This is a genomic window from Halostella salina (assembly GCF_003675855.1).
Classification (GTDB): Archaea; Halobacteriota; Halobacteria; order Halobacteriales; family Natronoarchaeaceae; genus Halostella; species Halostella salina.
On record NZ_RCIH01000003.1, the window covers coordinates 444,867 to 461,364 of the forward strand.

General features: G+C 67.3%; 15 protein-coding genes, 2 tRNA genes, 1 rRNA gene and 1 pseudogene. 9 read left to right on the top strand and 10 right to left on the bottom strand.

Annotated elements, in window-relative coordinates; all coding sequences use genetic code 11:
- Positions 1–44: 44 nt before the first annotated feature.
- A complete protein-coding gene (locus D8896_RS08420; protein ID WP_121821646.1) occupies positions 45–1,340 on the top strand; it encodes a S8 family peptidase in 1,296 nt (431 codons plus the stop codon).
- Here D8896_RS08420 and D8896_RS08425 read toward each other — a convergent pair.
- Positions 1,331–1,834 (bottom strand): HPP family protein, encoded by a 504-nt coding sequence (locus tag D8896_RS08425; RefSeq protein WP_121821647.1) that lies wholly within the window; start codon positions 1,832–1,834, stop codon positions 1,331–1,333. The two genes, D8896_RS08420 and D8896_RS08425, sit on opposite strands and share 10 nt — an antisense overlap.
- 354 nt (positions 1,835–2,188) lie before the next feature.
- Between D8896_RS08425 and D8896_RS08430 the strand changes: the two genes are divergently transcribed.
- On the top strand, positions 2,189–2,479 hold the full coding sequence (locus tag D8896_RS08430; RefSeq protein ID WP_121821648.1) for a PRC-barrel domain-containing protein: 291 nt from the start codon (positions 2,189–2,191) through the stop codon (positions 2,477–2,479).
- On the opposite strand, the gene D8896_RS08435 is transcribed toward D8896_RS08430, so the two are convergent.
- Complete coding sequence (locus tag D8896_RS08435; RefSeq protein ID WP_121821649.1) at positions 2,476–3,930, bottom strand: DHH family phosphoesterase; 1,455 nt, start codon at positions 3,928–3,930, stop codon at positions 2,476–2,478. The genes D8896_RS08430 and D8896_RS08435 overlap by 4 nt on opposite strands.
- A 265-nt stretch (positions 3,931–4,195) precedes the next feature.
- On the opposite strand from D8896_RS08435, the gene D8896_RS08440 reads away from it, so the two are divergent.
- Both D8896_RS08440 and D8896_RS08445 read left to right on the top strand, forming a co-directional pair.
- Positions 4,196–4,342, top strand: coding sequence for a hypothetical protein (locus D8896_RS08440; RefSeq protein ID WP_162991504.1), 147 nt, complete (start codon positions 4,196–4,198; stop codon positions 4,340–4,342).
- A gap of 91 nt (positions 4,343–4,433) precedes the next feature.
- Positions 4,434–4,507, top strand: a tRNA-Lys gene (locus D8896_RS08445).
- A 515-nt stretch (positions 4,508–5,022) separates the two neighbouring features.
- Here the strand turns inward: D8896_RS08445 and guaB are convergent.
- Positions 5,023–6,522: an IMP dehydrogenase gene (guaB, locus tag D8896_RS08450; protein ID WP_121821651.1), complete on the bottom strand. Its 1,500-nt coding sequence runs from the start codon at positions 6,520–6,522 to the stop codon at positions 5,023–5,025.
- Between the two features lie 350 nt (positions 6,523–6,872).
- On the opposite strand from guaB, the gene D8896_RS08455 reads away from it, so the two are divergent.
- The 3 genes from D8896_RS08455 to D8896_RS19320 all read left to right on the top strand — a co-directional run bounded on the left by D8896_RS08455 (position 6,873) and on the right by D8896_RS19320 (position 8,270).
- A complete protein-coding gene (locus tag D8896_RS08455) occupies positions 6,873–7,787 on the top strand; it encodes a DUF5794 domain-containing protein (RefSeq protein ID WP_121821652.1) in 915 nt (304 codons plus the stop codon).
- Between the two features lie 34 nt (positions 7,788–7,821).
- Positions 7,822–8,046, top strand: coding sequence for a DUF5795 family protein (locus tag D8896_RS08460; protein ID WP_121821653.1), 225 nt, complete (start codon positions 7,822–7,824; stop codon positions 8,044–8,046).
- A gap of 51 nt (positions 8,047–8,097) precedes the next feature.
- Positions 8,098–8,270 (top strand) — tRNA-Trp (locus D8896_RS19320).
- Between the two features lie 78 nt (positions 8,271–8,348).
- Here D8896_RS19320 and gdhB read toward each other — a convergent pair.
- From gdhB to D8896_RS08485, 6 genes and pseudogenes are all read right to left on the bottom strand, one after another.
- Positions 8,349–9,629, bottom strand: coding sequence for a glutamate dehydrogenase GdhB (gene gdhB / locus D8896_RS08465; protein ID WP_121821654.1), 1,281 nt, complete (start codon positions 9,627–9,629; stop codon positions 8,349–8,351).
- Positions 9,630–9,642: 13 nt separating this feature from the next.
- Entirely contained in the window at positions 9,643–9,789 is a 147-nt protein-coding gene (locus tag D8896_RS08470; protein WP_121821655.1) for a rubrerythrin-like domain-containing protein, read from the bottom strand.
- A gap of 82 nt (positions 9,790–9,871) precedes the next feature.
- Positions 9,872–10,075 carry a helix-turn-helix domain-containing protein gene (locus tag D8896_RS20125; protein WP_375137058.1) on the bottom strand — a complete coding sequence of 68 codons (204 nt, stop codon included), beginning with the start codon at positions 10,073–10,075 and terminating at the stop codon, positions 9,872–9,874.
- Positions 10,076–10,153: 78 nt separating this feature from the next.
- Positions 10,154–12,724: pseudogene (locus tag D8896_RS08475) on the bottom strand (bacterio-opsin activator domain-containing protein); the annotation flags it as partial.
- Positions 12,725–12,802: 78 nt separating this feature from the next.
- Complete coding sequence (locus D8896_RS08480) at positions 12,803–13,609, bottom strand: alpha/beta fold hydrolase (protein WP_121821657.1); 807 nt, start codon at positions 13,607–13,609, stop codon at positions 12,803–12,805.
- A gap of 89 nt (positions 13,610–13,698) precedes the next feature.
- Positions 13,699–14,091, bottom strand: a complete 393-nt coding sequence (locus D8896_RS08485) for a pyridoxamine 5'-phosphate oxidase family protein (RefSeq protein ID WP_121821658.1) — start codon at positions 14,089–14,091, stop codon at positions 13,699–13,701.
- A gap of 123 nt (positions 14,092–14,214) precedes the next feature.
- Here D8896_RS08485 and D8896_RS08490 point away from each other — a divergent pair, with 123 nt between their 5' ends.
- A complete protein-coding gene (locus tag D8896_RS08490) occupies positions 14,215–14,994 on the top strand; it encodes a GTP cyclohydrolase III (RefSeq protein WP_121821659.1) in 780 nt (259 codons plus the stop codon).
- Here D8896_RS08490 and D8896_RS08495 read toward each other — a convergent pair.
- Positions 14,991–15,599, bottom strand: a complete 609-nt coding sequence (locus D8896_RS08495; RefSeq protein ID WP_162991505.1) for a transcription initiation factor IIB family protein — start codon at positions 15,597–15,599, stop codon at positions 14,991–14,993. The genes D8896_RS08490 and D8896_RS08495 overlap by 4 nt on opposite strands.
- 677 nt (positions 15,600–16,276) lie before the next feature.
- Here D8896_RS08495 and D8896_RS08500 point away from each other — a divergent pair.
- A 16S ribosomal RNA gene (locus tag D8896_RS08500) occupies positions 16,277–16,498 on the top strand; the annotation flags it as partial.

The window sequence follows — 16,498 nt, forward strand, 5'->3', positions numbered from 1 at the left end:
AATTCAACAAATATTATAATGGTCGACAATGCGTGTGTGGTTGCATGTCACGTCACACTCGACGCAGTTTCGTCAAGCTGAGCGGTGCAGTCCTCGGCGGTATCGCGACCGGAACGACGGTGACCGCGGCGGCGTCGACCGATCGGTTCATCGTCGACACGCGCGGGAACGCCGACCTGTCGGACGTGGAGGTCGTCCACGACCTCTCGGCGGTCGACCTTGCGGTGGTCCGGGGCGACCGCAAGGCCGTCAAGGGGACGAAGTTCGCCCCGGACGTGACGGCGACGCTCGACGAGCCGGTGCAACAGGAAGTCGCCGAGCCGACAAGCGCCGTCGACGAGTCGCTGTACGGCCTCCAGTGGGACAAGCAAGACCAGTCGATCCCCGAGGCTCACGAGATCACCCGCGGCGAGGGGACACGCGTGGCCGTCATCGACTCCGGAGTGCTTGAGACACACCCCGACTTGGCCGGGCCGCTGAACGTCGACCTCTCGCGGAACTTCACGGACGACGGCGGCGACCACAACCCGGTCGCGAGCGACCACGGCACGCACGTCGCCGGCACCATCGCCGCCGACGACACGAACGGCACCGGCGTCACCGGCACCGCACCGGGGACCGAACTGGTCGACTGCCGCGTGTTCTCCGACGAGGGCGGTGCCTCGTTCGGCGACATCCTCGCCGCGGTCACCTACAGCGCGGAGATCGGCTGTGACGCCGCGAACCTCAGCCTCGGCGCGTACCCGGTCCCCCGGCAGGGCAACGGGAAGTTCTACGGGAAGGTCCTCAACCGGACGATGACGTACGCGAACAAGGAGGGGACCCTGCTCGTCGCCGCCGCCGGAAACGACAGCGCCGACCTCCAGCACGACGGCGGCGTGATCAGCCTTCCGAACGAGGGCGCGCAGGGCTTCAGCGTCGCCGCGACCGGCCCGATCGGCTACCAGTGGGGCGACGATGGACTGCGCGCTCCGCCGCACAGTCCGGCGTTCTACACGAACTACGGGACGAACGCGATCGACGTGGCCGCGCCGGGCGGGGACGCCGACCGGAGCGCGATCGGTTCGGGCGTGCCGTACTTCAACGACCTCGTGTTGAGCACCGTCTTCTCGACTGACGCCGACGGCAACGCGGTCCCGTCGTACGGCTGGAAGGCAGGGACGAGCATGGCCGCCCCGCAGGTCACCGGTGCAGCGGCGCTGGTCAAGAGCGTCAACCCGGGCTACAACGCGAACAAGGTCGACAGCGTCATCCGGCAAACGGCGTCGGTGCCGGACGGCTACGACAAGGCGTACTACGGGGGCGGCTACCTCGACACCCTCGCGGCCGTTCAGGACTGATAGCGCCCGGTGACCGCCGTTGCGCCGGCGAGCGTGGCCCGGTGCACGGCGACCAGCGCCGTCACGGCGACGACTATCGTCGCTCCCGCCTCGACGGTCGGAAGGATCCCGAGCGCCACGATGAGCGTGGTCGCACACGCCGGCGGGTGGCTCGTGTCGGTCGCCAGCATCCCGAGGCTCGTCAGGGAAACGGCAAGCGTCGCGGCCGCAACGAGTCCGCCCGCCGACGCCGAGAACGGCTGAATGCTCCCGGACAGTACCGTTCCGGGGTCGACGACGTGGTACGCGCCCAGTCCGGCGACGACGCCGACTGCGTGCCCGCCGATCACGCGTCGCGGCGCGACGGTGGCCCCACGTCGCGCTTTCGCCAGCAGGAACGCCGACGGGCCGAGGCTCGGAAACACGAACGGCTCTCCGGTCGCCCACGCGACTCCGCCGAGCGTGGCTATCAGTACCCCCGCGTACGCGCCCGTGACGGCGTTTCGGGCGTCCATACCGGCACGCAGTCGCCGGGGTTTGAAGGGTCCATTGACTTCGTCGGGGTAGTACGTCGAAAAGTGGTTGGAGCCACCGAACGGGGTCTCCCCCGTTTCGCTCGACCGACCCGGGCAAGTCGGCCGTGCAGTTGCCGGATGTCAGAGGCACCCCGGCATGTAACTGGATCCGGTTCCTGTCTAATAACATCATCCCCCGAACTGGCGGTCAGGCGGTGATAGGCAATATAAATTTGTTTTGGCCCAACTGGGGTTGTTCGGTCCGGATTCGACTGTTCCCGCCCGGACGGGCGTCGCCGAGGTCGGCGGTCCGTCTGACCAACAATTAAGGTACACCCTTCCGTCCCTTGTTCCATGGACGATACTCCGCAGGAGATCACGGCGCTGGTCGGACGGGAGGTGTACTCGAAAGGCGGCGTTTACGTCGGCGAGATCGAGGACGTGCGCCTCGATCTGGACGCAGAACTCGTCACCGGGCTGGCGCTCCATCAGCTCAACGGCGACCTGTTTGCCGGCGTCGACGACGGCGCGCGCGGCGTCATCATCCCCTACCGCTGGGTGCAGGCGGTGGGCGACGTGGTGCTGATCAACGACGTGGTCGAGCGCATCCAGCGCCCCGACGAGGAAGAAGAAGCGGTCGCCTAGGAACCGTTCGAACTCTCGCCGCTCTCGACGCCCATCGCGTCGAACAGCTTCCGTTTCACCGCTTCCTCGGTCAACTGCAACAGCGTGTCACGGTTCTCCTCGTTGGTCTCGATGCCCGTGAAGATGCCCAGCGGGATCTCCGCGCTGGCCTGCGTCGAGTGGCCGGCCGCCTCGCCGATCTCCGCGTAGGCGTCGCCGAGCACCTTGCCGATGTTCATCCGGATGTCCTTCGAGCGCGCCGCGAGGTAGATGGTGTCGTCGGCGATGCCGAAGACGGCGGTCGTGGTGATCCCCTCGAGGTTGAGGAGGTGCTGGGCGGCCTGTGTCAGCGCGTCGCGGTCGCGGATGAAGCCGGCGTTCGAGACCAGATGGCTCCCCTGTACCTCGCGGTTCGTGATCGCCTCGGCGAGCACGTCTAGCGTCTCGGGGGACATGCTCGGGGACTCGACCTGCTCCAGCGTGTCGTGGTTGGCGAACGGGTAGAGATACGCCGCCGCCGTGAGGTCGGCCGGCGTCGTGTCCCGTTTGAAGTCCAGCGTCTCCGCGCGGATGCCGTAGAGGAGCGCCGTGGCGACCTCCTCGCCGACGTTCATGTCGAACTCCTGAATGTACTTCGTCATGATCGTCGACGTCGAGGACATGTTCGGCCGCACGTCGACGAAGTCGGCGTCGTAGTCCTCGTCCGGTTCGTAGTGGTCGATCAGCACGTCGACCGGGAGGTCGAACCCCTCCTCGGAGGCCTTCGTGTGGTCGACCAGCGCGACCGTGTCGTACGCATCCACGTCGTCCACCTGGTTCCAGTCGTGGAGTTCGATCCCAAGCAGGTTCACGAACGCGCGGTTCTCCTGATGGCCGATATCCCCGAGATAGAGGATGTCGGCCTCCACGCCGAGGTGTTCGGCGATGGCCTGGAGCGCGGCGGCGCTTGCGATCGAGTCGGGGTCGGGGTTGTCGTGGGTGATGATGGCGACGCGGTCGTTCGAGTCGAGCAACACGTCGCCGAGCTTTCGGGCCTTGTACTCCAGTTCCCCCGTCTCCAGCGACCGGAGCGCGGAGTCGGCGATGACCGCCGACGGGTTGATCACGTGGTCGGCCCCCAGGTCGCGGAGTTCGTCGCTGGACACCGGGTCGCTCGCGCGGACGATCACGTACTGGTCGGCGTCGCGGCCGCGGATGTTCTCGACCGCGGCCTTGTTCGCCTCGACGTCGGAGGACATGATGAGCACCACGTCGCGGTCGGCGACGCTCTCGGCGACTTCGGCGTCGGTGATGTCCGCCTGTTGAGCGTTGAGATCCTGGTCACGCAGGGCCTCGACGCGTCCCTCGTCCTTGTCGATGATGAGCACGTCCTTCCCCTGGTCGACGAGTTCCTCGGCGACGGCGTGGCCGACGCTGCCACAGCCGAGGATGGCGTACGTCGATATCGAGGAGATGGCGACCCCGGTGTTCATGTGGCGGTCAGTTACTGGGGGTGATACTTAACGCTCCCGAACACCACGTCGGCTCGGACGTTCGGTCAGAAACCGCCCCCGATGGTTATCGCGAATCCAACCGGTCACCGCGAATTCCCCCGGAACCGGCCCCACACGAGAAGCTACCGCCCGGTTTCACTTTCACTCCGAAAGCAACCGGATCCGAACCGGTTATGTGGGTCGCGTCGCCGAGTGGATACGATACTGGCGAGGACGGTCGGTCCCCGCCGGATCGGACACCTCCATGATCATCGACCGAATGCGGCGGTTGTTCGACGACAGGCCGACGATAGTCCACGAGTGTCGCTGCTGTGGAGCGACGCTCGACGCCGACGCGGACGACTGCCCGGAGTGCGGGTCGGCGGAGTCGAACCGCTTCGAGATCCGCTGACTCGTCGACCCATCGCACCGCCACTATCCCCGACTCTCGACGGACGAAACAAAACGTATTTTAGTACACCGCCAGTACGTCGTGATACGCTGGGCCGGTAGCTCAGTCTGGCAGAGCGTCTGACTCTTAATCAGACGGTCGCGTGTTCAAATCGCGCCCGGCCCGCTATCCTGTTGCGAACGAATCCGTGAGCAGCGGTCAGTGTCGCCGGCGGGATTTGCACGCAGGGAGGTCGCGCACAGCGAAGCGAGCACGTCCGACCGTGTGTTCAAATCGCGCCCGGCCCGCTTCTACGACGAACGAACGTGAGGAGTGAAAGCGATCAGCGCGATTTGCAGTAGACGAGTCGCAGCCCGTGAGCGAGTGAAGCGAGCGAACCGGAACGTCTCGGCGTGGTTCAAATCGCGCCCGGCCCGCTTCTACGACGAACGATAGTGAGCCGAAGACCGTGGTTTTTCAGCCTGCTTCCCGCTGTGAACCGCGCTCCGAGCAACTGCTGTGCCGCCCGCGTCGTCCAAAAAAATTCTTTGTGGCGGCGCGAGATCACCCGCGCGTATGACGGAGTTCGAATCGTACACCTGCGAGGACTGTGGGACCGACTTCCGAGCGTACCCCGGTTCGAACGCGGCCGAGCGGGAGCGGTGTAGCCCCGCCTGCGAGTCGGCGTCGTAACGCCGTGGTTATTCGTCGGGGCTGTAGTTCGGCGCTTCGTCCGTGATGACCACGTCGTGGGCGTGGCTCTCGCGCTGACCCGCCGAGGAGACGCGGACGAACTCCGAGCGGTCCTTGAACTCGGGGATCGTCGCCGCGCCGACGTAGCCCATCCCGCTCTGCATCCCGCCGGTGAGCTGGTACAGTTCGCTCGCCAGACTCCCCTTGTACGGCGTGGCGGCCTCGACGCCCTCGGGGACGTACTCCTCGTCGTCCTCGGGAGCCTCCTTCAGGTAGCGGTTCTCCTCGTCGTCGCCGCCCTGCATCGCGCCGACGCTGCCCATGCCGCGGTACTGCTTGTACTTCTTGCCGTTCATCGTGATGACGCGGCCGGGGGCCTCGTCGGTGCCGGCGAAGTAGGATCCGAGCATCACGGCGTCGGCCCCGGCGGCGATGGCCTTGATCGCGTCGCCGGAGTAGCGGATGCCGCCGTCCGCGATGACGGGTACGTCGTGGCGGCTAGCCACGTCAGCGACCTGCGCGACCGCGGTGATCTGGGGCATCCCCGCGCCGCTGACGACCCGCGTGGTGCAGATGCTCCCCGGGCCGATGCCGACCTTCAGGCCGTCCGCGAAGTCGACGAGGTCCTCGGCGGCCTCGCGCGTGCCGACGTTGCCGACGACCACGTCCGCGTCGACCGCGTCCTTGATCTCCTTTGCGCCCTCGACGACGTTCCGGTTGTGCGCGTGCGCACAGTCGATGAACACGATGTCCGCGCCGGCGTCGTCGGCGGCGGTCGCGCGGTCCATCTCGAAGGGGCCGACCGCGACGGCGGCGAGCAGTTTGCCGTCGTCGTCGCGGGCCGCGTTGTCGTACTCGCGGCGCTGGAGGATCCCCTGCATCGTGACGAGACCGACCAGCCGGTTCCCGTCGTCGACGACCGGGACGCGCTCGATCTTGTACTCGTACATCAGTTCCAGCGCCTCGCGGGCGGTTACGTCCGCCGCGGCGGTGATCACCTCGTCGGTCATCGCCTCGCGGACCTCGTCGGACTCGCCGACCTCCAGATACGGCCGGATGTCCGTCCCGGAGATGATCCCGAGCACCTCGTCGTCCTCGTCGACGACGGGCGCGCCGCTGACGCCCTCCCGCTCCATCATCTCGTCGACCTCGCGGACCGTCTGCTCGGGCGTCGCGGTGACCACGTCGCGGATGATCAGCTCGTCCGCTCGCTTGACGCGCTCGACCTGTCGGACCATCTCGTCGACGTCCATGTTGCGGTGCAGGACCCCGAGGCCGCCCTCGCGGGCCATCTCGATCGCCAGGTCGCTCTCGGTGACGGTGTCCATCGCCGCCGAGAGCACGGGGACGTTCAGTTCGACGTTGGTCGAGACCCGTGTCGAGAGGTCCGCCTCGTCCGGCTCCACGGTGCTCTCCTTCGGGCGGAGGAGCACGTCGTCGAACGTCAGCGCTTCCGGTACCCGGAGCTTCTCGGAGAAGGTGCCGTCGTCAGGAACGTCGTTCGCCATGTAAACTGTCGGCAACGGTCGCCCAAAAACGTTGCGAGTCGGCCCGCCGCGTGAGTCGATCCCGTACGTCACGCCGTCACGCGGCCGTTTCCGGGGAACGTGAGGACACGTCCCACGCAATACTTATGCCGCCAACACGCTGAACGTGTACCATGGACGCCGCCAGTTCCACTGCAAAGCGCAACGCCGGTCAGACGAGCGACGGCTCCGGCAACTGCTTTACACGCTTTGCGGCGGACTTCAAACCGGCGGCAGATCTCCGGTCCCGCTGGCGACCCCACGGCGTACGTCGCTATCGCGGCTCTCAGTACCCACGGGCCACGGGGTACGGCCATCCGGGTTGACCGAGCATGAGTTCGTCCCAACACCCGATCGCGTTACGCCTGGAGCAACAGGTGGGCGGTCCGACGAAGCTGCTCGCCACCGTCATGTGTCTGCCGCTTATCGACGGCATCTTCCCGGCGCTCGTGCTCGCCGGGGCCGTCGACAGCATCGGCGGCATCCTGCAGGTCGGCCTGCTCGTGTTCGGCGGGAGCGCGACCGTCGCGGTCATCCTCGCGGAGATGGACGGCACGCCACGCGAACAGGCGCGGATCGTCGCGCTCGTCGGCGCCGTCGTCCTCGTTGTCGCCGCCATCGAGGCGGCGCTCGCGCCGACGATCAGTAGCGTCCTCAACCTGCACCTGTTCGAGCGCTTCGCCGCGCTGGTCATCGCTGCCGTCGCGGCCAAGACCGCCAGCGCACGCGTCGGGGAGTACCTCCCTCGCCCCGCGGTCATCGTCGGACTCGGCCTCGTCGCCAGCCTCGAACCGGCCGGCGCGGAACTCGTACTGGTGCCCGACGCAATGCTCGTCGCCCGTGCAGTCGCGGCCGCCGGCGTCGGCGTCGGGTTCGCGCTGCTCGTCGCCCTGCTCTCGCCGATGCTTCGCGAGCAGGTCGACATCGACCGCTTCCGCTTCGGGAGCGCCGTCGCGCTCGGGCTCCTGCCGCTGTCGCTGCTCGGCATGCCGTACGGCAACGCGCCGCTGGCCGTGCTCGTCGTCACCGCCCTGTTCGCGTTCGACCCGAGCGGCGACGCCGTCGCCGAGGACGGCGACACCGACGACGAAATGCCGTCCGTCTCGACCACCGACGCCGACTCGTCTCCCGACGGGGCGGTGGCCGATGGAGCCGTGGCCGACGGCGGTCAGGACGCCGCCCCCGACGAGGACGACCAGCCGGCGGACGCGCCCGTCTCGACCGAGGGCCGCGCCCCCTGGCTTTAGGAACGCTTACTTTCCCGGACCCACTCCGTTGCCCATGAGCAACCGCGTCGTGCAGGGCCGCATGGTGACGGGCGACTCGCTCGCCGAGATGATCGAGGGTGAACCGGTCATGGAAGCCGAGTCCATCGAGGACGCCGACCGCGACTGCCCCGACTGCGACGGCGACGTGCTCGCCGTGGGGTATATGCCCTCGGTGACGGAGTTCGTCACCGGCTACAAGTGCCAGAACTGCGACTGGGCCGAGACGGACCGCGACTGACCGCCGCCGAACCGAAACCACTTTACGGAACTCCGGCCAACGACAGTCCGAGGGGTCGTGGCCAAGCCCGGCATGGCGACTGACTCCAGAGAGATCTGCCCGGTGACGAACTCCACTGATATGCCGAGCGGGCGACTGATCATCGCTCGCGACGACGACGCTCTGGAGTACCGAGGCGATTCGGAGATATCAGTCGATCGGGGGTTCAAATCCCTCCGACCCCATACCGCTTTTAAAGAAACAGCCTTCCCTGAGCCGCCGGTCCGGAACCATTCCGGCGGGTCGTGGACGGAAGGACCGCGCTACGGCCAGAGCCCGCGAGCTTCCTTCGCCTTCCCGATCCGAGTGAGCGCCACGACGTAGGCGGCGTCGCGCCAGCTCACGTCCGCGGCTTCGACTTCCTCGCGCACGTCAGACCAGGCCGACAGCATCTCCGATTCGAGTTCGTTCCGGACCCGCTCGGCGGACCACTTGCGGCGGTTTATGTCCTGGAGCCACTCGAAGTAGGAGACGGTGACGCCGCCCGCGTTCGCCAGGATGTCGGGGAGAACCGGCACGTCGCGCTCGTTCAGGACGGCGTCGGCGCCGGAGGTCGTCGGGCCGTTCGCCCCCTCGACCACGATGTCCGCACGGATCCGGTCCGCGTTGTCCCGGGTGATGACGTTGCCGACCGCGGCCGGGATCAGCACGTCGACGTCCAGCTCCAGCAGCTCCGCGTTCGTGACCGTGTTCGGCGCGTCCTGCCCCATGACGCCCTCGGGTTGCTCGCTGTGGGTCGGGATGGCGTGCGTGTCGAGTCCGGCCGTGTCGTAGATACCGCCGTTCACGTCGCTGACGGCGACGACATCGGCTCCCCAGTCCTGCAGCAGGCGCGCGGCGTTCGCGCCGACGCTCCCGTACCCCTGAACGGCGACGCTCACGTCGTCGATCTCCTTGCCGTAGTAGTCGATGGCCTCGCGGGCGACGATGGCGACGCTGCGGCCGGGCGCTTCCTCGCGGCCGTAGCTCCCGCCGACGACCGGCGGCTTGCCCGTGACGACGCCGGGGATCGTCTCGCCCTGCTGCATGCTGTAGGCGTCCATGAACCAGGCCATCGTCTTCGCGTCCGTGCCCATGTCCGGTGCCGGGATGTCCTGGCTGGGACCGACCTCGTCGCGTATCTCCTCCGCGAAGCGGCGGGTGAGCCGCTCCTTCTCCCCCTCGCTGAGGTTCTTCGGATCGACGACGATCCCGCCTTTCCCGCCGCCAAAGGGCAGGTCCATGACGGCACATTTCCAGGTCATCCACATCGACAGGCCCACACACTCCTCTGCAGTCACCTCAGGGTGGTACCGGAGTCCGCCCTTGTACGGGCCGCGTACGTCGTCGTGCTGGGCGCGATAGCCGGTGAACACCTCGACGCTCCCGTCGTCCCGCCTGAGCGGGACCGACACCTCGACGACGCGCGTCGGGTGTTTCAACCGCTCGATGACGCCGCCGTCCACGTCGACGTGTGTCGCCGCCTCGCGTAGCTGTCGGCGGGCGGTTTCGAGCGCAGATTCGTGGTCGGACTCCGCAGCGTCGGTGACCTGTGTCGATGTCATCGGTAGTGAGCCGTCATTCGAAGGGCGTCCCGAGGTTCCGCATCGTTTCGCCACATTCGGGGCATTCGATCGGGTGGTCAGCCGTCGACACGCGGTGGCTGCATCCGAGACACTCGTACTCCGATTTCGCCGCCGCCTCGCGTTGCACGTCGCGGTCCATGTGTTGCAAGAATTGCTTCGACCTCCCGGCGGATAGCGTCTGAGGCTAAATAGTCAACCACGCCGGGGAGCTTGGTGGTTTACTATTCAACCGTCACGTATCCGTCCCGGTCCTCGAAGAGGGACGCGAACAGTTTCTGCTCGACCCGGCGGACGTGGTCGTAGAAGGCCGTATGTGAGATGTCGAGCGTCGACGCGATGTCGCGACCCGTCACGTCCCGGTCCGCCTCGAAGAACCCGCTGTGGTAGGCGACCTGCGCGACCTCCGCCTGCCGGTCGGTCAGCAAGGGTTCGCCCGCCCGGTCCGCATCCGTCGTCCGCGTCTGGTTCCGCTGGGAAACGAGTGTGACGTCCGAGAACCGTTCGGAGAGCAGCCCGTCGACGGCGCGGACCGTCGCGGTGTCGGGAACGTCCACGACGAGCCGGAGCTGCTCCGGGGTCGCTTCGACCGTTCGGCGCGTCGCACCGTGGCTCGCGAGCGCCGCGCTCAGGAACTGGTCCCGAACCGTGAAACTCACGAGCCCGCCGTCGTCGTCCGCCCGTATCAGCTCGGCGTCGATAACGTCGACGAGGTCGGCGGCCGCGTCGGCGACGGCCCTCGGGTCCGCCCCGTCGACGGCGACGAAGACGAGCGTCGAACCGTCCGCCCGGGTCACTTCGCTTTTCAGTTCCAGCGTACAGCCGACCCGCTCCGCGATCCGACGGAGGAGGGTCGCGGGGTCGTCGATCCGGTAGGTCAGTCGGAACACAGAGTCGCTTCGGAGTGCTTCCTTCCGCTGGAGGCTGTTTATCGCTGCCCCGATCGTGTCGCCCAGTTCGCGGAACACCGCCTGCACCGTCTCGCTGAACGCGTTCGGCTCGTCGCCGTACACGGTCAGTGTTCCGAACAGGACGCCGTCGTACGACAGCGGGACCGAGAGGACCGAATCGAAGTTCCGCGAGACCGCCTCCTTGCACCAGTTGGCCCCGCGGATGCTGTCGGCGACGTTCTGGACGACCGTCATCGACCGATCCTGACTGGTTCGGACGGCCGGTTCGGGGAGCGTTTCGCGGTCGGTCGTCGAGAGCGAGACGGCGTCGAGATACTCCCGGTTGTCCCCGGCCCACTCGCTCGGGCGGACTCGCTGGCCGTGCGCGGTCACCTCGCCGATCCACGCGAACGCGAACCGCTCGTCCGATGTGAGCCGATCACAGACCGCCTCGACCATCTCCTCCCGCGTCTCGGCGTGGACCAGCGCCTGGTCGATCTCGCGGATCATCTCGTTGACCCGGTTAGTCTCCGTGAGCCGGCGGTTGCGCTCTCTGAGTGTTGCGTCACGCTCCCGCAGTTCGCGCTCCCGTTCCAGGCGGTCGAACGCCGCCTCCGCCGTCGCCGCCAGTAGCTCGCCGATCTCCCTGTCCACATCGCTGAGCGGCCCGCCGTCGGTCGTTCCGAGCAGCAACACCCCGTGCTCGCCCAGCGGGATCGCAGACAGGTCGTCGAGGCTGTCGAACGCCAGCGCCGGGCCGCTCCCACCAGCATCTGTGCGGTCCGTCGTCCGCTCCTCGACGAACGCATTGCTGATCGCCGTTCGCTGGTCGAGGCTCACGTCGGGGAGCGACCCGACGGTTGCCCGGACACTGTCCGAGGCGGTGATCGGGTAGAGGACGTTCTCGTCGTCGTCGAACCCGTACACGGCCGCACCGCCGCTCGTCAGCGTCTCCGTCGCACTCGAGACGACCTGCGTCGCGACTTCCGTCCGCGTCTCCGCGTAGAGGAGTTCACGACTCGTCCGCTGGACCCCCGTCAGCGCCCGCTCGCGTTGCTTCCGTTTCGTGATGTCCCGACAGCTGTACAGCCGCGTGCCGTCCTGAATTGACACGTTCCGGACGTTGACGAGGAGCGTGTGTTCGTCGCCGTCCTTGTCGGTCGCCGCGTGCTCGACGTTCGTGACGACGCCCTCCTCCGCGAGTCGGTCGGGGTCGGCCGGGTCCGCCCCGAGCAGTTCGTCGATCGTCCCGAACTCGTGGATCTCCTCGGCGGTGTAGCCGAAGATGAAGTGGACGTTCGGGCAGACGTAGGTGAACTCCCCCTCGTCGTTCGTGACCAGCACCGTGTCGGTCATGTTGTTCAGGGTCACGCGGTGGAGCTCCTCGGACGACCGCAGCTCCGCCTCCAGCTGCTCCCGCTCCGCGCGGTCCTCGCCCTGGACGAGCAGCGTGTCGGGGTCGTCGCCCGCCGGCTGGACGCGGAATTCGAGTGTCGATCCCTCGGCTGCCTCGTCCGCGCACGCGAGCGCGCCCTCGAACGTCGTGTACGACCCCTCCCCCGCCCGTGTGACTGCGTCCTGCACCTCACGGCGCACCGTCCGGCCGCCGCGCCAGGGGAGCGCCCAGAAGCGCTTCCCCGCGACCGTCCCTTCCAGCGCCTCGAGGCGCTTCGCCGCGGCGTCGTTGATCCGTCTGATCGTCCCGTCGCGGTCGAGCACCGCGACGAACCGGTCCGGGTCGTCGAACGCCCCCCGGAACGCCCCCGCGTCCCGCGCAGCGCGTCCTCGCTCCCGCACGCACGAGAGTACTGTTTCGAGGCCGTCGACGCCCGTCGTCCCCGGCAGGTCCCCGTCCAGCGGGACCACCCACGACGCAGCGTCCGTCCCGACCGACAGGTCGGTGCCCGACAGGGGCGCGAGCACGAGCGTCGCGGCCTCCGGAACCGCCGCCGTCAGGTCCGATAGCTCCCCGTCGCCCTCGCCGTCGAACGCCGCGGCGCTGATAACGCAGTCGGGGGTCTCCCCGGTCCGCACCGCCCCGCATGCCGTGTCGATGGCAGTGTAGGTGGTCCGATCGACGGCCGGGAGTCGGTCTATCGCCGCCTCGACGCGGGACTGCCACGCCGGCGGCCCCGCAGTGACGACGCGGAACGCGGCGTCACTCCGTCCGTCCCCGTTCGGGTTCATACGCCGTGGGGAGTGGGTTCACGACGAAAAGTCTGCCCCTCGCCGACCGCCTGGACGCCGGACCACTCGCGGTCCCCCTCACGCGTACACGTCGTCCAGGAACGCCCGGATGGCCCGGTTGACCGGCTCCGGGCGCTCCAGGTTGGCCGAGTGGCCGGCCTCCGGGATCGTCTCCAGTCGCGCGTCCAGCGCCTCGGCCATCGGCTCCGCCTGCGACGGGTCCAGGGACGCGTCTTCTGCCCCGTGGATCACGAGCGTTGGCACGTCGAGCGCGGCCAGCCGCTCGGTCACGTCCGCGCGGCCCAGCCACGAGTCGACCTCCCGGTACACTGCCTCCCCCGGATACGTGGTCCAGCGGTCGATCCACCGCTCGACGAGGTCGGGCCGCTCCTCGCGGGTCGTCTCCCCGAACAGGTAGTGGGTGACGGTCTCGGCCATCGACCGGGGGACCGTCGTCTCGTCTCGGATCTGCTCGATCATCCCGCGGTACAGTTCCCTGTCGGACTCGGGGTGTGGTTCGGCGATGCTATCGATCAGGACGAGTCCGGCGATCCGGTCGGGAGCGCGGAGCGCGACGCGCAGCGCAGTGAACCCGCCCATCGACATCCCTGCCAGGACCGGCGCGTCCATGTCGAGCCCGTCCGCGACCGCCAGGCAGTCGGCGGCCAGGTCGTCCAGGTCGTACGCCGCAGCGAACCGCTCGGTCCGCGCTCGAAGGTCGTACGCCGCGACCCGGTACTCGTCCGACAGCGCCGCCAACTGCGGGGCGAACATCGTTCGGTCCATCAGCGAGCCGTGCGCACAGAGCAGCGGCGGTCCGTCCCCTGCTTCGGTGGCGAGTGCGTCCGCGCGGCTCCGGTACATCTCGGTAGCTGGGTCGGCCATGACCCACGTGCGGCGGACAGGGTCAAAAGCGTGGCCCCGTCCGGTCCGGCGTTTCGCGGCGGCGGGGGTGAGTCCCTTCCGGCTTCGAGTCAGTCGTAGGTGCGGTACGTCGCCGACCCCACGTCGACTCTGACGAGCGTGTTGCCCTCGTACGCGTCCGCATCCGCCCCGTACTTCGCGTTGATCCGGCGGTTCGCGTCGCGGAACGCGGCGTCGTCCTCGACGACCGTCGCGGTGCCGAGCAGCGTCACAGCCCACAGTGCGTCGCCGCCCTCATCCTTCTGAACCGAGAGCGCGACCCGCGGGTTCTCGCGGACGTTCGCCAGCTTCCGCCCCGCCGTGACGAGCCTGACGACGCCGTCGTCGTAGCTGTACCACACCGGCGCGACGTGGGGTCGACCGTCCACGCTGGTCGCGAGATGGGCCATCAGCGGCTCGCTCCGGAGGAGTTCGGCGGCCTCCGGGGGGACGGCGTCGGTCACGACCGGTGTTACGCCGCGGACGCGGATAAACGCCGATGCCGTCCCGCATCCCGATCCGCCGGCGACGCCGGCCTGTTGTCATTCAATAGTGCAATAAGGGAGTACCCCGTAGCTCGGGCAACCGTGGCCAACACGCAGGTTACGCTTATCCAGATCGACAACTACGGACCGTGGACGGTGACGCCCGAACCCCGGCGCGAAACCGACCTTCAGACTCTCCAGTCCCGCCTCTACGCCGACCTCTCGCAGGCCGTCGGCAGTCGGGACGGCTACGTCTTCTTCACGCGCTTCGACAACATGATCGCGGTGACGAACGGGCTAGACCGCGACGACCACGCCCGGATCCAGAAATCAATCGGAAACCGCTACCCGGTGTCGGTCAGCCTCAGTATCGCCGCCGACGGCTCGCCGATCGACGCGCTGGAAACCGCGACCGAACAGCTCCAGGAAGCCGGGAGCGCACAGGACAAGGACCGCCGGGAAGTCCTCCGCGGCGACCCGGTGTCGACTGCCGACCGCACCGACGACGACATCCAGATCGCGCACTTCGACGTCATCGACGCGACCGGCAAATACACCGACCAGCTCAACGCCTTCGACTCGTTCATCAACATCGAGCAGGGGTACGCGGCGCTCATGAAGCACATGCGTGAAGCACACGACTCCCTCTCGTTTTTCGTCGGCGGCGACAACGTCATCGCGGTCTGTCCGAACCTCTCCGCGGGGGCGTACGAGTCGGCCATCGACCACGTCTCCGAGGCCGTCGACGTCGACCTGCAGGTCGGCGTCGGCCAGTCGGACAACGCACACGAGGCCGGGATGGCAGCCAAACACGCGCTGGAGAAGTGTCGGTACAACGGCACCCGTGTCGAGCGGGCGAGCAAGCCGACCCTGAGCGACTAGTTGGCGGCGAGTTCGCCGGAGTCGGTCACCAGGTCCCCGACCGCCTCCGCCTGCTCCTGATAGCGGTTCCGGATCGTTATCTTGCTCACGTCCGCGATCTCGTGGACGTCGGTCTGCGTGCAGTCCTCGCGCCGAATCGTCGCGGCGTAGTAGACGGCTGCGGCAGCGAAGCCACGCGGCGATTTCCCCGAGGCGAGTCCCCTGTCGGTCGTCACCGTGACGATGTTCCGTGCCAGCTCCTGTGTCTCGGCCGATAGACCGAGCTGCTCGCAGTACTCGTCCACGTACGCCGAGGGGTTGAACGACTGGATCCGGATACCCAGTTCGGACTGGATCCATTTCGACCGACGGAACAACAGTTTCTCGGATATGTCCGCTTCCGCGGCTATCTCTCGTGGATGGGCCGGAACGTTCTCGCGCTTGCACGCGAGATACAGCGCAGCCGTCGCTATCACTTCACAGGAACGCCCTTGCTGTGTCTCGTCGGTGTACACCTGATGAAGGATAGCGTAGGCGGTTTCACAGACGGTCTCGGGCAGGTCGAGCGCGTCAGCGACGGCGCGAATGCGCTCGTCGCCTCGTTCGCGCAGTGCGTCGATATCCATGTGTTCCCACAAACCGACGTGTTCACTGGCACTTCGCCACCCAGACATCTATCTCTTTCGTCGGTCGGGGTATCCCGCCGGAACCCGAACGGTCGTTCATTCGATAGCGATCGATCCGACGGCCTTTTATGATAGACGGGCATCGGATAGAGTGCGACGAACCACACGCGGAAGGCGAGACGGTCCTCGACCTTCCCCGTACGCTTCGGACGGGGTCGGACCCGTTCCGGATGACAGGGTTTATATACGCTTCATCCGGTACGATACAGTCCGAACCGGAGCCCAACACGGCATGGATCAGTTCGCCGTGTCTGGGTCTCGACGGGTCAGCTCCCGTCGAGGTGGGTCCGATGGGTTTATGTACCCGTCGTGGCCTACTCTTACATCCGAAGCGGTGGGCGGCTCACGCTGCCCGGGACTTCGAGCGAGCGGCCGACGCTCGCCGGGCCGGTTCGACGGGTTTATGTACCCGTCGTGGCCTACAAAGAAGTCCGAAGGAGATGAGGATTCCACCCCTGCGGTCCGCCGTACACGATGGGATCTGATGTTAGCCTTGGTAGTTCGGTGCCACCCGGCCGGTCAGCGGCTCGGTGGGCACCGAGCACGGACCACGCAATATGGTGTATACTCTGACGAGTATACCCGCCAAGCCCCCCAGTCCACCACGGACTGGGAACATTCCGGTTGATCCTGCCGGAGGCCATTGCTATCGGGGTCCGATTTAGCCATGCTAGTCGCACGGGTTCAGACCCGTGGCGAATAGCTCCGTAACACGTGGCCAAACTACCCTACGGAGGAGGATAACCTCGGGAAACTGAGGCTAATACTCCATACAGCTCTCTCCCTGGAACGGGCTGAGCTGGAAACGCTCCGGCGCCGTAGGATGTGGCTGCGGCCGA

Coding starts and splice junctions, on each gene's coding strand:
- D8896_RS08425 (WP_121821647.1), bottom strand. CDS start 1,834: ATGGACGCCCGAAACGCCGTCACGGGCGCGTACGCGGGGGTACTGATA.
- D8896_RS08420 (WP_121821646.1), top strand. CDS start 45: ATGTCACGTCACACTCGACGCAGTTTCGTCAAGCTGAGCGGTGCAGTC.
- gdhB (WP_121821654.1), bottom strand. CDS start 9,629: ATGACATCGACACAGGTCACCGACGCTGCGGAGTCCGACCACGAATCT.
- D8896_RS08455 (WP_121821652.1), top strand. CDS start 6,873: ATGAGTTCGTCCCAACACCCGATCGCGTTACGCCTGGAGCAACAGGTG.
- D8896_RS08430 (WP_121821648.1), top strand. CDS start 2,189: ATGGACGATACTCCGCAGGAGATCACGGCGCTGGTCGGACGGGAGGTG.
- D8896_RS08495 (WP_162991505.1), bottom strand. CDS start 15,599: ATGGATATCGACGCACTGCGCGAACGAGGCGACGAGCGCATTCGCGCC.
- D8896_RS08460 (WP_121821653.1), top strand. CDS start 7,822: ATGAGCAACCGCGTCGTGCAGGGCCGCATGGTGACGGGCGACTCGCTC.
- D8896_RS08480 (WP_121821657.1), bottom strand. CDS start 13,609: ATGGCCGACCCAGCTACCGAGATGTACCGGAGCCGCGCGGACGCACTC.
- D8896_RS08470 (WP_121821655.1), bottom strand. CDS start 9,789: ATGGACCGCGACGTGCAACGCGAGGCGGCGGCGAAATCGGAGTACGAG.
- guaB (WP_121821651.1), bottom strand. CDS start 6,522: ATGGCGAACGACGTTCCTGACGACGGCACCTTCTCCGAGAAGCTCCGG.
- D8896_RS08440 (WP_162991504.1), top strand. CDS start 4,196: ATGATCATCGACCGAATGCGGCGGTTGTTCGACGACAGGCCGACGATA.
- D8896_RS08435 (WP_121821649.1), bottom strand. CDS start 3,930: ATGAACACCGGGGTCGCCATCTCCTCGATATCGACGTACGCCATCCTC.